Genomic DNA, 22,707 nt, shown 5'->3' on the forward strand with positions numbered 1-22,707 from the left:
CCGCCATTGATTTCACGGGACAATTTCAGGCACGATTCTGATCAATTAGGGAACAGTGACAATGGATGGCAAAGGCGCATGGCGCGATAATCGCATGATCGAACGGCTGTGGCGGTCATTGAAGTATGAATGCGTCTACCTGCATGCCTTCGAAAGTGGTTCAGAGACAAAGGCTGGTATCAGAAAGTGGCTGGCCTATTACAACGGCGAACGCCCGCACTCCACGCACGGAATCTTGACCCCTGACGAGGCATATGACAGCAAGACAGAACCAATGAGATTAGCGGCCTGAAATGAAATCCTGATCCATCTTAACAAGGCTGCATACTGGTCGAAAATCCAGGACCACCTCTTACGCGCCAGCATCCGTGACAGCCAGCTGCCCTCCGTAATTGCGCGCCGTCCAAGCCAACCCAGCCGCGACATTGCCCCAATGATCAGCAGGCGTCGGATATCGGCTTGGCCAGCCTTGGTCATCCGCCCCAAACGTTCCTTGCCTCCAGATGAATGTTGCTTGGGCACCAGACCCAACCAGGCTGCAAAGTCACGTGGTGCGACTGCTGACCCCACCTGACGCGTATGGCCCAGTGATGAATGAAGACCTCAAAACCGGCCAGATTATATTCGGGGACTGGGTCGAGGGGTTCGTTCGAGCCGTCAGCCTGAGTCCGGCAAGCTGGCAGCGGATCATGGAGAGCGGTGACCAAGACGCGGTGGCGGCCTTCTCTTTGCTCCTGGAGATTCCACTGATAGGGTCAGAGGATGGCAGTCTCGATGCCGACCGCCAGGCGCGTCTTACGGAAGAAGCTCCTGATCTGATCCCAGACTTGGTGCTTGAGCTGAACCGCTTCACCAAATCCTTGCCGCCGGAGAGACCATCCATTTCTTTCCCGTTTGCCGCGAACATGCCGGGTCCGCCGAGCGGGGCAGGGCGGCCGGGCCGCAACGATTTCTGCCCTTGCGGTTCGGGAAAAAAATACAAGAAGTGCTGTCTGATCTCTTCTGGTCCTGATTTGGCGCTATGGCTAAATCCGAACAAGGTGTGATGGCAGGGTGCGGAGCCACTCTTGACGCCTGAAAGGTTTTCGATGGCCCAACACCTTCAATTCGACCAATGCGTTGGCACATCTCGTTCGAACGGAAGAGGTTTTTAATCCTACGATTGTAACCAGCGAGCCGTATATCCAGTTCACCTAACTCGTCGCGCATGTCGCGCAACATATCAATGAAGATATCCCCAAAGCCGCTATCGTTGCTGTCAGCGATCTCACCTAGCGCCCGCCGGATGCGGGTAATATCACGAGCCACCACAACCCCATGCTCTCCGAGCAAACCGCGAACCTGGTTCACCAACCGTGTTCGACTTGCGACGACGCGCTGCCGGATACGATGGACCGCCTGTATTTCCAACTGTTCAGGAGACTTTGGTGGCACAAAGCGCATCGATGGGCGACCGACAGCCTCACAAATGGCCTCTGCATCGTTGCGATCATTCTTGTTCGATTTCACATAAGGTTTCACGAACTGTGGTGAGATCAGCCGCACCTCATGCCCCAAGTCCGTCAGAACCCGTGCCCAATAGTGTGAACCACAACAGGCTTCCATTCCGACGATACAAGGTTCAAGTTCGGCGAAGAATTGTGCAACGCCATCCCGTCGCAATGTCTTCCTCAGAACGATCTCATCCTGAGCATCGACACCGTGAACTTGAAAAACATACTTGGCCAAATCGAGGCCGATCCTACTAATTTGCATGGTACGTATCCTCCTGTTTCTTATCCGAGGTTACCCTATTTGGGGGCGACGGGGTCCATACCATTGCTCCTGCTTTGCAAGACATATTTTGTATTGGCGCGTTTATCAGAAGCAGTCCTGTGTCCGGCCTGTTTGCGCGGCACATTTGACCGCTGGCCCTGATGGGTTCCGCAGACCAAGTCCCATTCCACTAGTCGGACTGAAGCGTCCTGGACATCTATCGGGTTGTCTTGATCTGTGTGTCGCATCCGCGCGCACTTTTTCTAGGATTCTGGCCTCATTCAGCATTTGTCCAAGATGACTAACTTGAAAGTGTTGCTTCGTCTTTCTAGTGGTTGCTGCTGTTCTCCTGATGAGACGTTCCGCTTCGGCCATATTACCAACAGTCATGTTCAATCGAACAAGCTGTTGCGGAGTTATTGTCAAATCTGGTGTTTGAGGCTTGTGGGTCATGCGGCGATCTGGCCTTGTTCGGTGGTTTCAACTCCGTCTTTGAATGCGACGCCTGTGATGACTTTGGCCAGGTAATCAAAGCCGCGTAGCTTCCGCCAGTTTTGCTCAGCGCATTGCCCCAGCTTGAATATCATGTGCAGCATACCATCGTGCGACAGGCAGCCCTTTGAGCGCTTGGTTCGATGCCGTATCGTGGCGAATGCGGATTCAATTGGGTTGCTGGTGCGGATACTCTGCCAATGTTGGGCGGGGAAGTCGAAGAATGCCATGAGTTCTTCGCGATCTTTTTGCAGGCACAGCGCCGCCTTGGGATATTTGCGGAAATCCATCGGGGCTCGCGGCTACGATATATCGGGCCGCCCAAAGAAGCCGGATATACATCAGCAATCGCGACCTCGAAACCAGAACCAAACAGACCGTTGCAATTAGGCGGGGTCCATATACATCCACACACTACCCCTGCAACTCGCGTAAGGTAATTGTTGTCGGGACCATCACACGACGCCAGATCATCGGACTGATCCCCAAAAGCCGAACCTTCAGCTGAACAATATTACAGACAGTGTCCATATCCTGAACGTGCCATCAATAGCCGCACGCGGCACCGGCCCCGCACTTTGCTGTACTCTCTATGAATACCGCAGCATCGCCATCGCCGAGACCCAGGCGCAGATTGCTGCCGTCGAGGAAAAGATTGCTGCCAGCGCGACCGATCAAGCCTCGCAACCAGATCAAAGACCTTTCAAGGTGGTGATGCCGACGGGCAGGGTGGCGGATTGGAGCCCCCCAGCAAAGCGGCGCCAGCGGAGACGATAAAGTTCCGCAGCTTTTTCCAAATCAGCCACACCATCTGCATCGATCTTACGAACCGCGCGGCCAGGGCTTCCAACGACCAGAGTGTTGTCGGGGATCTCTTTGCCTTCGGTGACCAGCGCGCCTGCGCCAATTAGGCAGTTTTTGCCAATCTTGGCACCATTGAGGATGGTCGCGCCCATGCCTATCAACGTGCCGTCACCGATGGTGCAGCCGTGGATCATCGCGCGATGCCCGATGGTGCAGTTGACACCAATATGGATGGGGAAGCCGGGATCGACATGCAGCACGCAGTTGTCCTGAACATTCGACCCTGTGCCCAAATAGATAGTGGCATCGTCGGCGCGCAGGATGGCACCAAACCAGATGCTAACGTCGGCCTCGATCTGCACATCGCCGATTAGCACAGCCGTGGGCGCGACGAAGGCTTCGCCCGTGGTGGGGCCACGCGGGCCGATGTTGTCCAAAGTGAATAAATGTGTGGTCATTGTTGCATCTCCTACGCTGTACCGGATCGCCCATGGACTCAAACTGAGTTTTTCTGATGACGTTTTCGCTTTGATGACACCCAGGGGCGCATAACCATGAAGTAGAAGAACACCGCAATCAGCCCGAGAAAGAACAGGCTATCCGGACTGGTGAAGAAAATAGATGGACTTCCGTCTGTGATAGCCAGACTTCGCCTCATATAGACCTCAAGGTCTGGTCCGAGAATAAAGCCGAGCAGGAAGGAGACCATGGGATAGCCACCGCGTTGCATGAAATAGGCACCGATCCCGACGACAAGCGCGGCCCCCATTTGAAATACGGAAAAGGTCGAGACATATGCACCGACCATCGCAATAACTGCGATGGTCGAGAACAGCACCGCCTTATTTATCGAAACTAGGCGCATGTACCAAGGGCCAAGAAACAAAAGTGTAATTGGAATCAAAAGCGCCGAGACCAAGAGTGCCGCCATCATCGGAGTCACGATGGCAAATTGGTCCGTCATCAATTGCGGCCCTGGTTGCAGTCCATTTATGATCAGCACTCCCAGAATAACGGCGGAAGTTGTATCGCCCGGAATACCAAAGGTCAGCATCGGTACCAACGAACCACCACACATTGCATTGTTCGCGGTTTCCGCAGCTGCGATGCCTTCGATCGAGCCATTGTTATATTCCTCGGGTCGCAAAGAGCTGCGTTTAGCCTCGGCATAGGAGACGAACGCTGCACTACTGCCGCCTGCGCCGGGTAGTACCCCGACAAAGTAGCCGATCACTGCGAACTTGAAGTAACGGTAGGTTCCGATCATGTGGTAGTCTGCCCAGCGTGGAAGGAAGTGACGCCAACTCCACTTGACCTTTTTGGAGGGGCTATTCGTGGCGCCGCTACCTTCCATTGAGCTACCCGTAACCTGCACGAACAGCTCGCTTATAGCAAAGGCGCCGATGATCACAGCCATCAGGTCGATCCCTTCGATCAGGGCGGGAAATCCAAAGGTTTGCCGCACTTTCGAACTTGCTACATCAATACCGATGGTAGCCACCATAAGGCCCACCAAAGTTGCCACGATCCCTTTCGAAATTGACCGTTCATTCGAGATGATGATCACGAAAAAGGCAAACAAGATGAGCGAAAACTTTCCTGGTGTTTGCACATAAAGCGCGGCCTGTGCAATCACGGGCGCCAGCGTCATCAGCAATATAGCACCGATCACACCACCCACCATAGACGCTAGTGCGGCGCTGCGAAGCGCAACCGCACCTTCGCCACGGCGCATCAAGATATTGCCCTCATAGGCCGTCATGATGGCGCAGGGCGCACCGGGTATGTTCACTGTAATTGCAGTGATACTGCCGCCGTACTGGCCACCCATGAAGATCGCGGCGCACATTACAAGGGATGATGTCACGTCCATTGAATAGGTGAGCGGCAGGATCAGCGCGATCGCCAGTGTGCCGGTCAGGCCCGGGATCGCAGCAAAGATTGTTCCTATCAGGAACCCACCCACCAGGTAGCCGAACACCGCAGGCTCCGCTATTGTCTGAAAACCGCCAAGGACGTGCAGGAACTGCTCGATCATTTTAGCAATCCAATTCTTGGAAGTTGGATGCCGAAAAGTACGGCAAAGAACAAGTAGACGATCAGACAGATGCTCGCTGCGACGACAAGATTTAGAACGATTCCAAAAACGCCCCTCGACCAGCCGAACTGGAATGCCGCCTGCAGCCCCAAAGAGTACAGGAATGTGGACAGTACGAAACCGAGCTGCCTGAAAGCCAGAACATAGAGGAAAGAAATCGCGATCACGGCGACCATAGCGACGTGCGCGCCCAAACTCAAAGACGGAGCGAGGCCCTCGAGATCGGTTAACTCTTCGGCAGTTTTGGGGGAGTGCAATGCCGCGTCATTTCTAGCTCGATGGTGGCCCAATTGTCCGATGAGCACCGCCAAGAGAGCAAGATACATTGCAACACTCAGGACTATTGGCATGAAGCCCGCGCTTGGCAACCCGAAACGAAAAATTGCTCCGTTTTGTAGCGCATCGGAAAGGTAAACTGTCGTAGCGATGAAGAAAATGAGAGGAAGGATCAACTCGCCGAATTGGAAGCGCGGAGGATTCGTATGCATCGTAATTCTCCTTATAGCTGTACTCTGGCGCGTCGATCAGCCGACGCGCCGGAGGCGAAGGTTAGGATAGTTTACGGATTTTTTTGCCAGCCCTATTCAAGAATGCCCTGATCGGTAAGCTCCTTAAGGGTTTTAAAAACATCGGCTTGGAAATCCATGGCAAATCCCGTGACAGCGTCACTGCCCATCCACGTAGCCGTCACACCGACTTTCCGGGCCCAGTCCTGAAACTCATCGCTATTCCAAGCCGTTTCAATTGCTTTTCCCAAAACCTGCTTGGCTTCGTCAGGTGTACCGGTAGGCACAGCGAACAACAAAAAGCTGCCGGTCTGAAGATCCAGTCCGACTTCCTCACTAGTGGGCACATCCGGAAAACCTGGGTTTTCGGAAGCACTGAACTCGACCAGACCGCGCGCATCGCCAGACGTTAAGAGTGGCGCGAAATCGCCAAGGCTGGTGACGGCAGCGTCAACTTCTCCCGACAAAATGCCTTCCTTCTGCCCCGGGCTACCGTCGGGATATGCGATGATCCGAAAACGGGTGCCGGTCGATTCCTGAAGCTGTAGAAGCGTCAGGTGAGTCATCGATCCAAGGCCCATGATGCCAACGTTGATCTTTCCTTCTGCCTCTTTTGCGGCAGTGATAAGGTCGTCGTATGACGTATAATTGGTTTTGCCGCCAACGATGATCGCGTTGGGTTCAGTCGTCACCAAGGCGATCATATCAAGCTTGTCGAGACTGTAGCCGGGCAGCATACCTTCCCAAGGCACAGTCACGACGCTGTCATATGTTAGTGCGCCGACAGTATAACCATCCGCCTGTGAATTCATCAGGCGGTTTATGCCGATTGAGGTAACGCCGCCATCCAGATTTTCTACAAAGATAGAGACGGGTAATTCGCGTTCTGCAATGCTCATGATCTTGCGAACAATACCATCTGCACCGCCGCCAGCACCCCAAGGCACAATGGCCTGAATCGCGCGGTCCGGATATTCGGCCAGTGCCGTCGTTGCGGTTGACAGAGCAAGGACGCTCGCTAAGAGCGTTGTGCCCACAGTCAGTTCAAATTTTAACCTCATCAACTTTCCTCCCATTTGGTCCAGCGTCAGGCTGGATTTATCTTAGAACGCGTCAACGATTTCATCTAAAAGGGCTTTGGAGACAGTTGTGAACTTGTTTTTTTCAACTGCGCACGAGTAATCCCTGCAGATGCAACCAAATTTTGCTGCGTTGATCGTTGTCAATCGGAATCGAGTTTTGCGATCTTGCATCACCAAACCCAACAATTAAAGCGATCGATCAAAGTATCCCAAAGCGTCCGGGAAGAGGTACAGCAGCGCCACTCATATAGTGCCTTTCTCACGCAGATCTGTAATTTTTTTGGGGTCATAGTTAAGCATTTTGGACAGGATTTCGTCCGTATGCTCGCCCAGCATTGGCGGCGGCAGGCGAACACCAAACTCATGGCCTTCCATGCGGATCGGTGTGCGCATTACCTTTGCTTTCACATTTGGCGCAGCGCTGTGGTTAATCTCTTGAACTATACCCCGCGCCTGGATGTGGGGGTCGTCGAACACTTCGGGGATGGTGTTGATCGGTCCGCAAGGTATCCCGGCCGCCTGCAAATCTGTAAGCCATTGGGCTGAAGGTTTTTTGGCCAATTCTGCACGAATCTCGATCAAAGCGGCGTCACGATTGGTTAGCCGAAGGGTGTTGGTGACAAAGCGCGGATCATCGGCCAGATTGGGCCGTCCGATGGCCTGACAAAGGCGTCGGTACTGACCATCGTTACCCACGGCTAGATTTATGTGGCCGTCAGCGGTGGCGAAGGTCTCATACGGAACGATGTTTGGATGGGCATTGCCCAAACGCCCCGGATGAACACCACCGACAAGGTAGTTGGACGCCTGATTGTATAACCACGCAGCCTGACAATCGAGCAACGAAATGTCAATGTGCCGCCCGACACCGGTTTGGTCGCGTTCACGGAGCGCGGCCAAGATAGATACTGCCGCATACATCCCTGACATGATGTCCGAGATCGGCACCCCTACCTTCATAGGCTGTCCCGCGGCCTCTCCGGTAATGCTCATCAGGCCACCCATGCCCTGAACGACGAAATCGTAGCCGGGCCGCTCGGCATAGGGGCCAGTCTGTCCAAAACCCGTGATCGAGCAATAAACAAGACGTGGGTTGCGTGCGTGGACCGACCCCCAATCCAGTCCACGACGCTTGAGATCACCAACCTTGAAATTCTCGACCAGAACATCGCTTTTATCGATAAGATCATGGATGATTTCAAGGCCATCGTCTGATCCTATATCAACTGTCAAAGACCGCTTGTTACGGTTTGTGGACATGAAATAAGCACTTTCGCGGGTGTCGTTTCCATCCCGATCCTTCAGGAAGGGTGGGCCCCATCCGCGAATGTCATCACCGATGCCTGGCCTTTCAATTTTGACGACATCCGCCCCCAAATCGCCCAAGGTCTGCGTGCAACTTGGCCCTGCAAGAATGCGCGAGAGATCAAGAACCCGCAGGCCGTCAAGCGGCAAAGTCATGGGTTTCCCCTCTGTTCAGAGATGATCACCCCGGGGTTCATAATTGACTTGGGATCAAGTGATTTCTTTGCCGCAGTGAATGCAGCGCCGATTGGCGCCGGGCGCTGTTTTTCATACCAAGGCATGTGCAGTCTGCCAACGGCATGGTGGTGGGTGATCGTGCCCCCTGCCTTCATCACAGCATCATAGGCGGCGATTTTAATTTCCATACACTGCTCGCCCATTCGCTCACGGTCTGGAAGGCAATGGAACGTGAAGTACGGCGCGGGGCCATTGGGATAGACGTGGGTAAAGCGACAAGTGACGGTGCCCGCCCGACCGGTCACCCGCTTGATCGCTGCATTCACTGTCTCGATGACCGAGCTGTGCAGTTCTTTGAAATTGTTCCAGCACACAGCCGTTTCAAAGGTCTCACGACATATTCCGCGCGAAGTCATATGCTCACGATAATATGGGCCGCGAATGAAGGCATTGCGCCATTGACCAGCCACGCTGTTGCGTCCCTGTTCTGTCTCATCCACTGGAGTTCCCCCAAATTCTCGGCACAGATCAACAGTTAAGTCCATCAGCTGATCCACCGGGTAATGTGAGCTTTCATATCCCAAGACTAGGATGGGACGGCTACCATCGAAAGCTCCGGTCAATTTAGCTTCAAGCGCATCGATGAGGCGGCAGTTCGCTGGGTAAAGTCCAGATTGTGAGATCGCACGGACAGCTTCGACGCCCTGATCGTATTCAGCGAAGGTAACTGTCTTGCTTGCCTTGTGCTTGATACGGGACAAGACTCTGATCCAAGCTTCGGTGATGATTCCAACGGATCCTTCTGTGCCCATCACATAACGGTCGGGTGACGGACCAGCGCCAGAGGCGGGCAAACGGCGGCTTTCGCTGATGCCGCTTGGCGAAACCATGCGGATATTTTCGACATAATCGTCGATGTAGGTGCCGTGTGTCGCATAGTGACCGGCAGCCCTGGTTGCGATCCAGCCGCCCAGAGTCGAAAGCTCAAAGCTTTGGGGATAGTGACGCAAAGTGACGTTATGGGTTTTTAGCTGTGTTTCTAGGTCGGGTCCATACACCCCCGCCTGCACACGCGCAGAACGCGACACTGGGTCGAATTCCAAAATCTTGTTCAAGTACCACATGTCGATGGTCACCACACCGGCATAGGTTCCGTTGATTTCAGGATTCACACCGCCGACGACACTCGATCCGCCGCCAAAAGGAATAACCGCCGCACCAATGTCACCCGCCCAATCGATAAGCGCGCGTACATCCTCTTCATTACGCGGATAAGCAACCACATCTGGGGCATTGCGGAAATCACCGCGAAACATCTTGGCGCTGTCAAGAAATGACCGACCGTAGCTATGCAACGCACGCTCATACCGATCTGTGCGGCAAATATCTTTGATTGCCTCTGGAAAATTGGCAATTCTGCTCTCTGGCATATCGATGGTATCAAGCGTTGGTGCGGCCTTTACGTCGAATGCATCAACCGCGAAGGTACGGTGCCAAGTATCCAGAACCGGCTTCATCTCTTCGGGTGTGGCGCTTTGATCCTCAAAGCCCCAAGCATAGAATTTTCTACGTCTCTCGGTCATAGCTGTCCCCTTAAGGATTTTTTGACATATAATTCGTCAATTAATGCTGTACTGAATTTACTATTTAACTTAATTTATTGACTTACAACTAAGTTATTCTTAGTCTTTGGCTGAGTTTTTGTTACCTTAGGTTGCGTCGATGGATCCTAAATTACCACCACTAAATGCACTGCGTACTTTCGTCATGGCAGCGCAAACAGGAAGTTTTGTCAGCGCTGCTAATGAGCTGAGTGTGACGCCCGCAGCGGTGAGTCGTTCGATTAAATCGCTTGAGGATTATTTGGGGTGCAGCCTTTTTCGCCGGATGCACCGACAGATATCCTTAACCCGCGAAGGACGGATTTACGCTGATAGTCTAGCCGACGTCTTTGATAAAATTAGTTTGGCCACACATAATCTTGTCGGAAAAAATGCCGATCGACCCCTTGTTATATGCGCCTACCCCAGCTTCATCGTTAGCTGGCTAGTCCCCCGCTGGTCACGGTATTTGCAATCTCATCCAGACGCGCAACTTCGGATTGTCACCACTCTTAGTCATGAGATTCATTTCGAACAGAAGGGCATCGACCTTGCAATACTTTCAGATAGTTTAGAGGATCAAAGATATATTTCGTCGCGGTTGTTTGAGACGAATTTGGTTCCGGTATGTCGGCCGGATTATCTCCCGCCTAATACGTTGATCAGCGATGTTGCCGATTGGCAAAATGCACTTTTACATTGCGAAACCCGGCCCAAAGATTGGGAAAGATGGTCAAATGCAAATGGCATTCATGTTGATACAAAGCGTGGTCAATGGTTTGAAAACGCGTCGATGATGTACGAAGCAGCCATGAGCGGGCTTGGAATAGCTATCGGAATCGAAGCCCTTCTGGACCGTGAATTCTCGTCAAACCGCCTTGCCCATGCATTCAGTGATAACAAAGCAATCGTTTGCCCCTTTTCGGTAATCCGACCGAAAGCGACTGAAACCCATCCGTTATTCCCTACCTTCATGTCTTGGCTACAACAGGAGATTTAGAGTGCCCTACCTGTTGTAGGCGGTCAAAATCCGGGGAGCTTCCTGTTAACTACTGGCCTGAATTGTCTCGCCAGCAATCAAACCAATAGCCATGCAGCTCAGATTGGTATTTCCGCTCAGGATTGTTGGCATGATCGACGCATCCACGACACGCAGGTTTTCTACGCCGCGTACCCGCAGGGCGCTATCAACCACAGAGCTATCATCGTTACCCATGCGACATGTGCCAACGGGGTGATAGACGGTTTCCGCGGTTTTTCTGATCCAGCGACGCACCACCTCGGGATCGGTGCTTAATGCATCTTTATCAATCGCCTTATCTAGATATGTCCGCATGGCTCCACTTTCGACGACATCCACCATACGGGTAACGCCATCAGCCAGCATATCAAGATCCTTCGAATGGGACAAAAACCGCGGATCGATAAACGGAGCATCATTCGGATCGGCGGAGGCTAGCCTGATTTCGCCAACACTTTGTGGGTTGAGCTGGCAAACACGCAAAGCAAAACCGTTCTTTGGATGTTGTTCTCCTTTCGGCGGCCACTTTAACGCCAAGACAAGATGAGTTTGAAATTCAGCTTGGTCAGGACGATCGGTCCCCCAAAAGGCACCCGCCTCAATCCCTTGTGTCGCAGCACTTCCCGTACCTTTGAGAAGATATTGCGCGCCGGCTAGGGCGCTGTGGCAAAGGCCCTCGTAGGGTCGAAAATATTTGGTATAAGTGTCAACGCCCTGCGTCGCCCAACGTATTGAACAATCCAGATGGTCACGCAGGTTCTGACCAACCTCAGGAGCATCAATGATGGGGGTTATCCCCGTTTCGCGCAAATGCGTCGAAGGCCCAATTCCGGACAACATCAAAAGCTGCGGTGTGCCAATTGACCCCGCGCTTAAGATTACTTCGCTATCGGCACGGAGCAGTACTTCATCAGAGCCTTTTTTAACTACAACACCACAAGCTGCACCATTCTCTAGGTGGACCCGCCGTACTGGCAATCCGGACAGAACGGTCAAGTTGCTCCGACCACTCGCTTTCTTAAGGAACATTGACGCGCCATGGCGTTTGCCATACGCGATGTTCACATCAAAGTAACCAGCACCCGCCTGATTTTCGCCGTTGAACCCTTCATCGTTTTGCCCAATGCCCGCTTGCTCACAAGCCTCAATATAGGCCTCGGACAAGGTATGGCCGGTCAATCGCCGCGATAGCTTTATTGGCCCATCCTGTCCGCGCCCGTTACGGCTCACTAGGGGTAGAGCGCTACAATCTTCGATTTCACGCAAAACCCGATACATGTTTTCGGGCCCCCACTCAGGAGAGGAAACAGCCGCCCATTTTTCGTAATCGCTACGGGCACCCTTGATAGCAATCATAGAATTGATGGAAGACGATCCTCCGATCACCTTGCCACGCGGTATATAAATTTTGCGTGCCTCAAGCTCAGGCTGGGCCGTGGTCGAGAATTTCCAGTTATAGGCCGCGCCATTATAGAGCAGTCGTACCCCGGCAGGCATCCTGATGAGCAAGGATTTATCACTCTTTCCCGCTTCGATCAGCGCCACACGTGCTGTCGCATCTCGACTTAGGCGTTCCGCCAAAGCGCATCCGGAAGAGCCCGCGCCGACGATTATATAATCGTAAATTGCACTTTCTTTCATTCGTTGTCTCCTAGTTAATGATCCAAAGAACAATTCCAGGCATCGTAAAACACGCCGCGACGGTCACCAGTTGCATCAAAACGAAAGCCGGCGCTGCGGCGTAAATTGTTCGCAAACTAATGGACGGCGGTGCCACTGACTTCAGGAAAAATATGTTATATCCGAATGGTGGCGTCAGATACGCGGTTTCCAAAACCAGAATGACGAGGGCACCGATCCAAACCAGATTAACATCAAGCGCAGTCAGTACGGGCAAAAACACCGGCATGACCAAAAACAGAATACCGATAGGGTCGACGAAAAATCCCAATACAAAGATTGTGGCAAGCATAACCCCAATCACGACCCCCGGTGAAACTCCCAAGCTATCTATCAAGGCACGCACAACCTCATCACCACCAATACCTGAATAAACAGAGACCAGAAGCAATGAATTGAGGGCAATCCACAACACCATTGTCGTTTGCTTGGCGGCCTCGACCGCCGCTTCAAAAATACGCTTCAGATCGATGGTGCCCAAAATCAATGCGATGATCATACTTGCTGCGGCCCCGATCGCAGCCGCTTCTGTCGGTGTGGCAATGCCTGCGAACAAGGATCCCAAAACTGCAAAAACGACCAAAACGGATGGCACAGTCCGCAAATAGATACGCACACGTTCTTTTGGTTCGATATGTCCCATCATACTGTCATCAGCCGCAGGGCACAGATTTTTATCCAACCAGCAGCGAACGACTATATAGGCAACGAGAAAGAATACCATCACGGCACCGGTCGATAAGCCTACCGCAAACATTTTACCCACTGAAACGCCTGATAACCCGCTAAAGACGATTGCAAGAATGCTTGGAGGAAAAAGCTGGCCAAGTGCCCCACCAGCCATAATGACACCCAGCGCGATTTTCTCATCATAGTTCCGGCTTAACATCGCAGGCAAAGCTATCTTGGTTGAAGTAATCACACCAACCGCGCTGACGCCTGACATGCAGCCGATTCCAGCGCAGACGAAAATTGTCCCGATTGCCAACCCGCCTCGGACTTTGCCGATTATCAAATACATTGCGCTATAAAGGTCGTCGGCAATACCACTTCGAACAAGTATCGATGCCATGAACATAAAGAACGGCAATGAAACCAAAGAGGTATTCTGCATCCCCGAGTAAACTTGACTGCCCAGAATAAAGATCGAAGCAGGACCCCAGACAAAATAGCCGAAAGCCAGTGAGACAATGCCAACTCCAAAGGCAATTGGCACGCTGAAAAACAACACGATGATTATCGATAGGAAAAGCAGAACGGTAAGGAGCGCAGGGTCCATAATTGGTTTTTTCTTTTCAGTTAATAAGAGTTATTTTTGTGGCAGAGAGGGATCGTTACCCTGTGTGGTTCGGATAAACGACGCTAACGCCTGCAAGAACATCGTTCCGACCGCCACGATCAAGAGAAACGACAAAGGCCATACAGGTGGATCCCAGGGCGTGTTCGAAGTCTCCAACATCAAAACGGAGTCAGTGGCACGCTTCCAAATAACTTTAAGAAAGATAGCCGAGTATATGCAGATAACCAGACTAACAGTTCCGGCAAGGATCAAATTCATCCGGCGCGATAAAAGGCTGTTGATAAAGTCGATGGCAACATGTCCACCCGTGCGCAGGTTGTCAGCCGCACATAGTAGAAAAATGGAGCCGAACAAGATCTGCACAAGTTCTCCCGTCCATATCGTAGGTTGGGACAGTACATAACGCGCAAAAACTTCGTAACATGCGGCTATCATCCCCGCGATCAGCGCAAGTGCCGCCAAATACGACAGGTATTTTGATGTTCCATCCACTAATGAAAGTAATTTCTGCACGCTCCCGCCTCCCTTTTTTTTATTGTTGGGAACGGGCATTACTGCCCGGGCCCTTTTTCTTAGTTCAGACAATAATATTCAGGCTTCAGGGCGCTTCGACAGCGTAGCCAAGCTTGGTCAAAAAATCCATGCGCGACTGCTGGATCACACGAAAGTCCTCTGAGTTGGGCGAATACTTTTCGCGAACGACTTCATAACGGGCTTTCTCGAATTTTTCGATATCGCCCTCTGGCCACGTAAGAAACTCAACTCCCGCTTCCTCCAGCTTCTTCACAATCTCGCCCTCTTCAAGACGTGACTGCACAAAGAAATCATCGCTTGCGGCCCGCAAAGAGTTGTCCACAATCTCTTTCAGGTCGTCAGGCAATGCGTTCCATGAATCCAGGTTCACAATCCAATCCGAAGCCCCGCCCACCGTGAATTTTGGGTTAATGACATATTTGGTAACTTCATGCCAACCAAAGCCGTAATGAACTGGTGTGGATACAAATTCGAACGCATCAATCGTTCCGCGTTGCATGCCGGTATAGATGTCTTCAGATGCCATGCTAACCGGAGAAGCGCCAAATTTGGAAAGGGATTCAGCGGTCAAACCTGCAGTGCGAATTTTGAGACCTTTAAAATCTTCAAGAGACTCAATCTTCTTGTTGGACCAGATGTTTTCGCCAAGCAGTGTCGTAACGCCTAGGTAGTAAAAGTTGTTCCGCTCACCAACTGGCCGAAGCAATTCTTTACCGCCGCCGGAATAGAACCATTCTAAGGCTTGCTGATCATAGAGACCTGCGGGCCATTCGTCAATCCCCTGCAAGGCAGGTTCCTTACCAGCGTAATGGAGTAAGAAAGTGCTGCCGAGATCTAGCGCACCAGCGCGCACAGCCTCTGTTACTTCTGGCGAAGCAACCACTTGCCCTGCTGGAAAGACCTGGATTTTCATACGCCCAGCAGAGGCTTTCTCGACCCGATTGGCGAAGTTTACGACGAGCGAGTTGTATTCTGACATCCCCGTGCTCGCGTAAGTCTGCATGCGCCATTCAACATCGGCTGCTGACGCCTGTAAGGGGCCAAAAGTCAACGCAGCTGCAAAGGCTGACAGCGCTAATGATTTCAACTTGGTTTTCATTTTTCTCTCCCTGTTTGATTTTAGTCTTATTTTGATATGACGCACAACGCGTCAGATCCTATCCTCCGATCGTTTGTTGAGTGACAAATTTTGTTGCCAAAAACTGGGCGACGGCCTCCGCTCCGCCTTCTGTACCCACTCCGGAATCTCCGATCCCACCAAAGGGAACCTCGGGCAAAGCCAATCCTAGATGATTGATGCTCACCATACCGGCCGCAATCCCCTTGCCCAGCTTTGCAACTGTCGCGGCACTTCCGGCGAAAGCATACGATGCTAGCCCGAATTCAAGACGGTTTGCTTCCTCCAGCGCTTCATCCAGAGTGTTGAATGGATTGATCAAAGCAACTGGACCAAACGGTTCTTCATTCATAATACGCGCAGCAATCGGGACATTTGTGAGAACTGTTGGTGCATAGAAGAACCCTTTGTTGGCGATACGATTTCCACCTGTGCAAAGCTTGGCGCCTAGTGACACTGCCTCATCCACCAACTCGGAAACTGAATCGACCCGCTTGCGATTGATAAGCGGCCCCATTTCTGTTGCGGGATCAAGCCCATCGCCAACGACCAACTCTGCGCATTGTTTGACAAACTTTTCAACAAAACGATCGAAGACCTTCTGTTGAACCAGGAAGCGCGTAGGCGACGTGCAGACCTGTCCGCCGTTCCGGAACTTTTGAAGCACCATAAATTTCACAGCAGCCTCGATATCGGCATCTTCAGCAACAATAACGGGTGCGTGGCCTCCGAGCTCCAGCGTCATGCGTTTCATATGGCTTGCAGCCATAGCCCCAATTTGCCGCCCGACCTGTGTCGATCCTGTAAAGCTGATTTTACGGATCACACGATGCGGTATCAGATGGCCAGAAATCATTGGTGGATCGCCATAAACCAAATTGATTGTATTCCCCGGCACGCCTGCGTCAACAAAGGCACGCACAAGTTCAGCAGGTGAGCCGGGCGTATCTTCCGGCCCCTTCAGCACAAAGGAACAACCCGCCGCCAAACCCGCTGCCAGCTTGCGCACACATTGATTGATGGGAAAATTCCACGGCGCAAATGCCGCTACTGGCCCGACTGGCTCGCGTAACGTGAGCTGAAGCACTTCGGCATTGCGCGCAGGAATAACTAACCCGTATGTCCGGCGCGCCTCTTCAGCGCTCCATTCTATGAATTCGGCACCGGCTAGAACTTCGGCCTTGGCCTGCGCCAATGGTTTCCCTTGCTCTAGCGTTAATATCCCGGCGATCATGTCAGCGCGTTCACGCAGAATAATCGCGGCATTTCGCAATATATTCGAGCGGGTATAAGCTGACATAGCCCCCCACTCCTCAAACCCAAGCTGCGCGGATTCCAGAGCGGCATCCAAATCACTTTTAGTTGCGACAGCTACTTTACCTATCATTTGTTCGGTAGCGGGATTCAAAACATCCATGGCCAAACCTTCGCCGCCCGGACCCCACTTGCCGCCAATAAAAAGCTGAACGTCTGAATAGCTCATATTTTACAAATTTCCAATTGAGGTTGCTTCAACAACAGTTTGTTTTTCTCAAGCATATTTTGCACTCCAACTTAGACCATCTGATCGAATGGTAGGTCTATAGGACTGGTCTAAAAGGTGTTCTCCCATACAACTTCCAATCAGCTCGGCGATTACAGCATCAGTCTCAAATGGCCCTCGTCCGATCTTCGCCACTCATAAATTTTAAATGGTTATCTGGTGGTTTTAAAAATGTCGGACTCAGACTAACTGATGACTTCATATCACAGCGAAAAGCTGACTAAGTTTGCAAGCTCTCACTACTTCTTGCAGCTGACAAACGAGTAAATATTAGCCCTTGAGCAACTTTATGTTACCTATGCTGATAGGAGTTACTCAACTAGTTTTAAATCAGGCTCTTAGAGAGAGGTAACCCGTATCGAATTTGGTCAGGCGGTAACCAATCCGCGGATGAGAGCATGACAATCATCGGTTCGGCCACCGTCTCCAGCGCCTGCACAGGCTATATCTTTGACGAACCCGTGTCAGCCGGGTAGTTTAATAGTGTCAGGAAACCTGAAAACGCTCATGAGAGTGTACGATTCCGCCCCCACCCGGAACAGACCCCAAACTTGCGGAACATGTGATCAGGTGCAGTTGTGTTTTTAGCCATTGATGCCGTTTGGGGGCGTCCACCGCATCAATTAATCATCGCAGAATCGGCACCCGTGATGTTGGTTCACCACTCGCTTCTAGAGCAGGAGGCCTTGGTCCTCCCGTAGCCCAATCGAGCAGTTCTACGGTATGTACAATAGGTGTCGAGGTCGCACTGCCTATTTGCATCATGCAGCCAATGTTGCCAGCGGCGATGATATCGGGGCTGAGCGCCTCAAGGGTTTTAACTTTTCGGGACTTCAGTTGTTTGGAAATCTCCGGCTGCATCAGGTTATAAGTACCGGCCGATCCGCAGCAGAGATGGCTGTCGGTGGGTTCCAGAACAGCAAAACCTGCACGTTTCAACAAGTCTTGAGGATAAGTCTTGATTTGCTGGCCGTGTTGCAGCGAACAGGCCGAGTGATAGGCGACTTTTATTTGTGCGGCGGGGGCTTCGAAGATCGCGATCGTTGGATCAATCTGTGGTGCATCCGCTGGTAACAAGTCGATCAGCACTTCGCTGACATCCTTGGCGATGGCTGACACGCGTGCAGCATCCGCGGCAAGGGCCGGGTTACTACGGAACATATGGCCGTAATCCTTGACAGTAGTCCCACAGCCCGACGTGTTGATGACGATTGCATCTAGGCCCTTGTCCATCTCGTCCACCCAGGCCTTGATGTTCTTGGCGGCAGAGGCATGGCTTTCGCTTGCCTTACCCATGTGATGGGTCAGTGCGCCGCAGCACCCAGCACCTTCGGCCACCACGACCTCGGCACCCAGCCGGGTTAGAAGGCGGATGGTCGCGTCATTGATATCGGTATTCAGCGCTCTTTGCGCACATCCCGTCATCAAAGCAACACGCATTTTTTTCCGCACAGCGAGAAAAGTTTGCGGGTCATCATTGCGACTGACGGGAGGAATTTGCTTAGGAGCCATTTCCAACATGGCCCGTATACGGGCATCTGGTATGAAGCGGCCAAAAGGCCTGCCGATCCTGGCCGCCAGTAGTGCCGCGCGGAACCTCATAGGATAGGGCAGGATACGCGCCAAGACCCAACGCAACGCGCGATCTGATAACGGCCTTTTATAATTATCTTCGATATAGGCGCGAGCGTGGTCAACCAGATGCATGTAATGAACACCCGATGGACACGTCGTCATACAAGCCAGACATGACAGACAGCGGTCTATATGTGCAACGGTCTTATCATCCGGCACCCGCTCGTTCTCCAGCATGTCCTTGATCAGGTAAATCCGGCCTCGGGGACTATCTAATTCGTCACCAAGTAGGAGGTAGGTGGGGCAAGTGGCTGTGCAAAACCCGCAATGCACACAGGCCCGCAGAATTTCGTTTGAGCGCTGGATAGCAGGGTCTTTGAGCTGTTTTGGCGTAAATGTCGTTTGCATCAGGTCATCATCCCTGGATTGAGTATCCCACGTGGGTCGAACTTTGCGCGTAATCCCGCAGTTATGGCTGCGATGCTTGGATGTTCGGGCTGGAATGCAGGCAAGGTTGTGCGTAATGCGTCCGACCCCTTGATCAAGGTGCAGTGCCCCTTCATCAAGCTGGCGTTGTGCTGCAACTCCGTATGAAGGGCTTCAAGGTCGCCGGTGCCAGTTTTCGCGGCGGCCCAGACAAGCCCGCCACCCCAGTCAAGGGCATAATCAAAGCTATGCATCTGTTGCATCATTTGAATAAAGGCAGCGGCATGGCTAGGCCGCAGGGATACGCGCCAAAGTGCATCATGTTCCGCAAATTCGGTCATATCGCGAATGTTGAGCCAGATTTTTGCATGGGTCTGTGCGTCTGTTATCAGGTCAGCCGAGCCAAAGAGCTTAAGTCTGCTTTGCAGCATATCAGCTCTGTAAGCGACTGACCCTGTAAAACCTTCTATGCGCAACAACGTATCTGTACCGCAGCGCGCCGCGCCCGTTACCTCAAATGGTGAGCCGAGCGCGTTCGACATCAATGTAATTGACTCTGGCATGTCTAAATCTACAAACCGTAAGGTTGCCGCTGCTTCAACGTTGGGTAGCACTTTCAGGGACACCTCGGTCAGCGCGCCTAAGGTTCCGTATGATCCACACATCAGTTTTACAAGATCATAGCCGGTGACGTTTTTCATCACACGCCCACCGTTTTTGATGATCTGGCCGCTGCCATCGACAAAACGCACACCCAGCAGGAAATCGCGGCAAGCTCCCACAGCAATACGACGCGGGCCGGAGACGTTTCCAGCAACGATGCCGCCGATAGTCGGCGTCCCGGTGGTTCCAAGCACAGCCCGAAAGTCCTGCGGCTCAAAGGCAAGCCGCTGGTTTGCTACGGTCAAAGCGTCCTCGATCTCGGCCAGTGGAGTGCCCGCCTTGGCGACGAGCGTTAATGCACCGGGCTCATACAGCGTGATTCCCGATAATCCCGCAACAGAAAGCGCCTCAGCCGTTACGGGCCGCCCGACAGGCCGGGTGCCGCCGCCCAAAATACGCAAGGGGCCGCTCGCATCTTTGATGGCTGCCGCAATGGCGTCTTCTGTTTGCAACCTGTTCATCTTCATTCAGCCTATAAGCTCTGGTGTAAATTCGACCATAAAGGTCAAGAGGAACAAAGCCCCCTATGCGGTGCGGCGTTTTTCACTGGACTTGAGAGGAAATACTTTTGCAGGGTTTAGTAGCCACGCAGGATCAAATACATCCTTCACGGCCATCTGAGCCTCAAGATCGGAAGGCGTATATTGCACTAGCATCAGGTCACGTTTTTCGACACCAACACCGTGTTCGCCCGTCAGACACCCGCCCACCTCAACGCAAAGCTTCAAGATCTCGGCGCCCAACGCCTCGCAAGTCTCCAACTGGCCGGGGATATTAGCGTTATACAAGATCAGCGGGTGCATATTGCCATCGCCTGCGTGGAAAACGTTTCCCACATCAAGACCGTATTGCTTGGATAACTCTCCGATGCGGCGCAAAACATAAGGCAATTCAGACACAGGGATCGTGCCGTCCAGGCACATATAATCATTGATCTGCCCCATCGCGCCAAAGGCCGATTTGCGCCCCAGCCAGATGCGAGCGGCTTCATCCGCTGACTTGGCTTCACGCAGCTCAACGGGATTATGGGTGCGCGCAATTGCTTTGATCAGATCAAGCTGTTCGTCGATTTCAAGGTTGGAGCCTTCGACCTCGACGATTAACAGCGCCTCACACATCGGGTATCCGGCTTTAGCGAAAGCCTCGCAAACTTCGATGCAAGGGCGGTCCATAAACTCTATGGCGACAGGCAGAACTCCAGCCTTAATGATGTCAGAGACGCAGGCACCCGCCACTTCGGAACTGTCAAAGCCCATCAGCACAGGTCGCGCCCCTTCGGGTTTGTGCAGAATGCGCAGAGTTGCTTCGGTCACAACGCCCAGTTGCCCCTCAGAGCCGCAGATCACGCCCAACAGGTCCAAACCGCCTGCGTCCAGATGGCCACCACCGATTTCGATAACACTGCCGTCCATCAACACAATAGTCACGCCTAGCAGGTTATTCGTCGTCACACCGTATTTCAGACAATGAGCCCCTCCGGAATTCATCGCGATATTGCCCGCAATAGCACAGGCAAGCTGGCTAGAGGGATCTGGTGCGTAAAAGAACCCGTCGGCCTCCACCGCTCCTGTAATGCTTAGATTTGTACGCCCGGTTTGCACCCGAATAATTCGGTCTTCGTAACTTGTTTCCAGCACGTTATTCATCCGCGCCACGCCAAGGATAACCGCATCCGCCGTAGGCATTGCCCCCCCGGCAAGCGATGTTCCCGCGCCGCGAGGCACCACAGGCACGCCCATTTCGTAACAGACTCTAAGGATCGCCGCGACTTCGGTGGTAGAAGTCGGGAGCACCACACATAATGGAGGGCAGCGATAAGCTGATAACCCATCACACTCATAGGCGCGAGTTTCGCTTTCCGCATGGATCACTGCGCCACGGGTCAGAACCGCTTGCAAGCGATCGACGATCACGGCTTTCCGAGCGATAATTTTGGCGTCTGGTGGGGGCATTGCTATGCTGGACACAAACATTCCCTTCTTACGTGAGCAACTGATTATTGGTAAGATGTTTTGACCGCTGATGTCAAACTTTTTTATTTATTGACCAATAGAGTTACATCTGATCTAATTTTTGTAGAAATCAACCAATACTCAGGCGCCCAAAGATGTCAGAATATCCGATAAAAGCTGAATCGGCGGCCGAGAGGGTAGCACGTCATATTGAAGCACTGATCATGGAAGGCTCTCTTCGCCCGGATGAGCCGCTGTTGGCTGAACGAGAGCTGGCTACACAATTGGATGTTTCACGGCCCACGCTGCGTGATGGGCTAATGATTTTAAAAGAACGTGGGTTGCTTGTTGGAGCCAGAGGGCGCGGAATGCGTGTCGCCACCTTAGGGGCGACAGCGTTCACGGATCCGCTGATCACGTTGTTCGCCAAACATCCAGAAATTGGAGACGACTATCTGGAATTCCGTGGTGTCGTTGAGAGTCACGCGGCTGCAATGGCAGCCAAGCGTGCCAATCACGTTGACCATGGTCGTATCAGAGACTGTCTGCGCCAGATTGACGCTGCGAACGAACCAGCCCAAGAAGATGAGGCGGACATCGCCCTACATTTAGTTATCTACGAGGCCAGTCATAATAAGGTGCTGTTGCAAATTATGCGAGCGCTGTCGAGCAACCTGAAAAGCGACGTAATCCAGAATCGCAGCCATATGTTTAATATTCCTGAGATGCGAGAAGTGCTGCGCAACCAACACCATGCGATTGGGGAGGCGATCTTGCGTAGAGATCCGGAGACTGCCCAGCATGCCGCGCATGAACATCTAGCTTATATCCGACAAGCCTCAAATAAAATCCAAGCCGCCCAGACAGAACTAAACTTGTCCCTTCGCCGCCTCAACGGCGGCGGCATTAGTCTTCCTGCCCAGAAGCAATAACATCTGCAGGCTGCAGATACTGCTCAATCGCGCGGCGCTTGTCTCCATTAGATAACGCCCCAAGCGCCGCTTCTTACCGCCCTGCTCTATGTCCAATAACCTTGCGTTATCGGACGTAAAAATGATATGCTCAAAAACATGGGT

18 protein-coding genes and 4 pseudogenes are annotated in these 22,707 nt (G+C 52.5%); 4 read left to right on the plus strand and 18 right to left on the minus strand.

Annotation, left to right across the window (positions count from 1 at the left end; all coding sequences use genetic code 11):
* Positions 1 to 55: 55 nt before the first annotated feature.
* Positions 56 to 292 (plus strand): annotated as a pseudogene (locus P775_RS10945) (integrase core domain-containing protein); the annotation flags it as partial.
* Positions 293 to 351: 59 nt separating this feature from the next.
* Here P775_RS10945 and P775_RS10950 read toward each other — a convergent pair.
* Positions 352 to 549: pseudogene (locus P775_RS10950) on the minus strand (transposase); the annotation flags it as partial.
* 41 nt (positions 550 to 590) lie between these two features.
* On the opposite strand from P775_RS10950, the gene P775_RS29820 reads away from it, so the two are divergent.
* Entirely contained in the window at positions 591 to 1,046 is a 456-nt protein-coding gene (locus P775_RS29820; RefSeq protein WP_180287412.1) for an SEC-C metal-binding domain-containing protein, read from the plus strand.
* A gap of 55 nt (positions 1,047 to 1,101) precedes the next feature.
* Here the strand turns inward: P775_RS29820 and P775_RS28905 are convergent.
* From P775_RS28905 to P775_RS11000, 9 genes and pseudogenes are all read right to left on the minus strand, one after another.
* Positions 1,102 to 1,755 (minus strand): annotated as a pseudogene (locus tag P775_RS28905) (IS110 family RNA-guided transposase); the annotation flags it as partial.
* Between the two features lie 449 nt (positions 1,756 to 2,204).
* Positions 2,205 to 2,525: pseudogene (locus tag P775_RS10965) on the minus strand (transposase); the annotation flags it as partial.
* 136 nt (positions 2,526 to 2,661) lie between these two features.
* Positions 2,662 to 2,778, minus strand: a complete 117-nt coding sequence (locus P775_RS29415; protein ID WP_099911053.1) for an IS1096 element passenger TnpR family protein — start codon at positions 2,776 to 2,778, stop codon at positions 2,662 to 2,664.
* Positions 2,779 to 2,939: 161 nt separating this feature from the next.
* Positions 2,940 to 3,509, minus strand: a complete 570-nt coding sequence (locus P775_RS10975) for a gamma carbonic anhydrase family protein (RefSeq protein WP_099911054.1) — start codon at positions 3,507 to 3,509, stop codon at positions 2,940 to 2,942.
* A 38-nt stretch (positions 3,510 to 3,547) separates the two neighbouring features.
* Positions 3,548 to 5,089 (minus strand): tripartite tricarboxylate transporter permease, encoded by a 1,542-nt coding sequence (locus P775_RS10980; RefSeq protein ID WP_245875641.1) that lies wholly within the window; start codon positions 5,087 to 5,089, stop codon positions 3,548 to 3,550.
* Complete coding sequence (locus P775_RS10985) at positions 5,086 to 5,637, minus strand: tripartite tricarboxylate transporter TctB family protein (RefSeq protein ID WP_099911055.1); 552 nt, start codon at positions 5,635 to 5,637, stop codon at positions 5,086 to 5,088. Before P775_RS10985 ends, P775_RS10980 begins: the two co-directional genes overlap by 4 nt.
* A 92-nt stretch (positions 5,638 to 5,729) precedes the next feature.
* Positions 5,730 to 6,716 (minus strand): Bug family tripartite tricarboxylate transporter substrate binding protein, encoded by a 987-nt coding sequence (locus tag P775_RS10990; protein ID WP_099911056.1) that lies wholly within the window; start codon positions 6,714 to 6,716, stop codon positions 5,730 to 5,732.
* Positions 6,717 to 6,980: 264 nt separating this feature from the next.
* On the minus strand, positions 6,981 to 8,198 hold the full coding sequence (locus P775_RS10995; RefSeq protein WP_037275504.1) for a CaiB/BaiF CoA transferase family protein: 1,218 nt from the start codon (positions 8,196 to 8,198) through the stop codon (positions 6,981 to 6,983).
* Positions 8,195 to 9,802: an FAD-binding oxidoreductase gene (locus P775_RS11000; protein WP_099911057.1), complete on the minus strand. Its 1,608-nt coding sequence runs from the start codon at positions 9,800 to 9,802 to the stop codon at positions 8,195 to 8,197. The genes P775_RS10995 and P775_RS11000 overlap by 4 nt, the downstream gene beginning before the upstream one ends.
* 139 nt (positions 9,803 to 9,941) lie before the next feature.
* Between P775_RS11000 and P775_RS11005 the strand changes: the two genes are divergently transcribed.
* Positions 9,942 to 10,820: a LysR substrate-binding domain-containing protein gene (locus P775_RS11005; protein ID WP_099911058.1), complete on the plus strand. Its 879-nt coding sequence runs from the start codon at positions 9,942 to 9,944 to the stop codon at positions 10,818 to 10,820.
* Between the two features lie 45 nt (positions 10,821 to 10,865).
* On the opposite strand, the gene P775_RS11010 is transcribed toward P775_RS11005, so the two are convergent.
* From P775_RS11010 to P775_RS11045, 8 genes are all read right to left on the minus strand, one after another.
* Positions 10,866 to 12,482: a GMC family oxidoreductase gene (locus P775_RS11010; RefSeq protein ID WP_099911059.1), complete on the minus strand. Its 1,617-nt coding sequence runs from the start codon at positions 12,480 to 12,482 to the stop codon at positions 10,866 to 10,868.
* 10 nt (positions 12,483 to 12,492) lie between these two features.
* Positions 12,493 to 13,800, minus strand: coding sequence for a TRAP transporter large permease (locus P775_RS11015; protein WP_099911060.1), 1,308 nt, complete (start codon positions 13,798 to 13,800; stop codon positions 12,493 to 12,495).
* A gap of 30 nt (positions 13,801 to 13,830) precedes the next feature.
* Entirely contained in the window at positions 13,831 to 14,373 is a 543-nt protein-coding gene (locus P775_RS11020; protein ID WP_099911061.1) for a TRAP transporter small permease subunit, read from the minus strand.
* A gap of 46 nt (positions 14,374 to 14,419) precedes the next feature.
* On the minus strand, positions 14,420 to 15,454 hold the full coding sequence (locus P775_RS11025) for a TRAP transporter substrate-binding protein (protein WP_099911062.1): 1,035 nt from the start codon (positions 15,452 to 15,454) through the stop codon (positions 14,420 to 14,422).
* A gap of 58 nt (positions 15,455 to 15,512) precedes the next feature.
* On the minus strand, positions 15,513 to 16,955 hold the full coding sequence (locus P775_RS11030) for an NAD-dependent succinate-semialdehyde dehydrogenase (RefSeq protein WP_099911063.1): 1,443 nt from the start codon (positions 16,953 to 16,955) through the stop codon (positions 15,513 to 15,515).
* A gap of 687 nt (positions 16,956 to 17,642) precedes the next feature.
* The gene (gene glcF / locus P775_RS11035) at positions 17,643 to 18,998 is read right to left on the minus strand and encodes a glycolate oxidase subunit GlcF (protein ID WP_099911064.1); all 1,356 of its coding nucleotides are present in this window, start codon (positions 18,996 to 18,998) and stop codon (positions 17,643 to 17,645) included.
* Positions 18,998 to 20,140 (minus strand): FAD-binding protein, encoded by a 1,143-nt coding sequence (locus P775_RS11040; protein WP_099911068.1) that lies wholly within the window; start codon positions 20,138 to 20,140, stop codon positions 18,998 to 19,000. Before P775_RS11040 ends, glcF begins: the two co-directional genes overlap by 1 nt.
* A gap of 63 nt (positions 20,141 to 20,203) precedes the next feature.
* Entirely contained in the window at positions 20,204 to 21,637 is a 1,434-nt protein-coding gene (locus P775_RS11045; RefSeq protein WP_099911069.1) for an FAD-linked oxidase C-terminal domain-containing protein, read from the minus strand.
* Between the two features lie 149 nt (positions 21,638 to 21,786).
* On the opposite strand from P775_RS11045, the gene P775_RS11050 reads away from it, so the two are divergent.
* On the plus strand, positions 21,787 to 22,563 hold the full coding sequence (locus tag P775_RS11050; protein ID WP_099911065.1) for an FCD domain-containing protein: 777 nt from the start codon (positions 21,787 to 21,789) through the stop codon (positions 22,561 to 22,563).
* Positions 22,564 to 22,707: the final 144 nt, after the last annotated feature.

Origin of the sequence: Puniceibacterium antarcticum (genome assembly GCF_002760615.1) — a bacterium.
Classification (GTDB): Bacteria; Pseudomonadota; Alphaproteobacteria; order Rhodobacterales; family Rhodobacteraceae; genus Puniceibacterium; species Puniceibacterium antarcticum.